1 protein-coding gene and 2 pseudogenes are annotated in these 1,245 nt (G+C 58.6%); 2 read left to right on the top strand and 1 reads right to left on the bottom strand.

Annotated features, from left to right (window positions below; genetic code table 11):
* Positions 1-841 (top strand): annotated as a pseudogene (locus tag AC1DH9_RS30035) (penicillin-binding transpeptidase domain-containing protein); the annotation flags it as partial.
* Complete coding sequence (locus tag AC1DH9_RS30040) at positions 841-1,068, top strand: penicillin-binding transpeptidase domain-containing protein (protein WP_477809439.1); 228 nt, start codon at positions 841-843, stop codon at positions 1,066-1,068. The pseudogene AC1DH9_RS30035 and the gene AC1DH9_RS30040, both read left to right, overlap by 1 nt.
* Before the next feature lie 11 nt (positions 1,069-1,079).
* Here the strand turns inward: AC1DH9_RS30040 and AC1DH9_RS30045 are convergent.
* Positions 1,080-1,245: pseudogene (locus tag AC1DH9_RS30045) on the bottom strand (LysR family transcriptional regulator); the annotation flags it as partial.

A 1,245-nucleotide genomic window follows, 5' to 3' on the forward strand; every position in this document is an offset into this window, starting at 1 on the left:
GAGTTCCGCCTGCCAGGAATCGACGTTGAGCCGCAGTGAGTTCCGCCTGCCAGGAATCGACGTTGAGCCGCAGTTCGTGCGCAACTACCCGCTGGGTGCGCATTTCGCCCACTCGATCGGATACGTCGGGCGTATCAACGAAAAAGAATCCAAGGCACTGGATACCGTCGAGTACCGCGGTACCCAGTCGATCGGCAAGACCGGCATCGAAAAATTCTACGAGTCCGAGCTGCATGGCCATGTCGGCTATGAAGAGGTCGAAACCAACGCCCAGGGCCGGGTACTGCGAGTGCTCAAGCACACTGATCCGATCCCCGGAAAAAACATCGTGCTCAGCCTCGATGTAAAGCTTCAGGAAGCGGCAGAAGACGCGCTGGGCGACCGCCGTGGTTCAGTGGTTGCTCTCGATCCGGCAACCGGTGAAGTGCTGGCAATGGTCAGCAAACCGAGTTTTGACCCGAATCTGTTTGTCACCGGCATCAGTTTCAAGGAGTACGCGGCGCTGCATGACTCCATTGACCGCCCACTGTTCAACCGGGTCTTGCGCGGGTTGTATGCGCCAGGCTCGACGATCAAGCCGGAAGTGGCGATTGCCGGGCTCGACACTGGCGTGGTCACGGCGTCCACCAGGGTCTTCGATCCGGGTTACTACCAACTGCCAGACTTCGACCATAAATACCGTAACTGGAATCACAGCGGCGACGGTTGGGTCGACATGGACGCAGCGATCATGCGTTCCAACGACACCTATTTTTACGACCTGGCGCACAAACTCGGCATCGATCGTCTGCACGATTACATGACGATGTTCGGCCTTGGCGAAAAAGTCTCGCTGGACATGTGAAGACCCGCGAGCGTAACCGTGACAACGCCTTGTTCGTCGGTTTCGCCCCGGCCGAGCATCCGCAGATCGTGATCTCGGTGATGATCGAGAACGGCGAGGCCGGCGGTCGCGTTGCTGGCCCTGTAGTGCGGCAGATCATGGATGCGTGGCTGCTGGACAAGGACGGCCATCTGAAGCCGCAATACGCGAGCCCGAGCAAACCACCCAGCGATCCTCACGTTTGACGCGCTGAAAGCTACAGCACCTGCTCATGCCTGTTGAGCAGGTGCTGGAAGCTGTCCAGGAACACTGTTTCGGCCTGAGTCATTTTCTGCTCGCGATTCCAGAGCAACCGAATATCCAGATCCACCACACCCTCCTCAGGCGGCAAACGCCATAGCAACCCCTGCTCGACATCTCGC

It is taken from the genome of Pseudomonas sp. 05T35 (assembly GCF_056396605.1).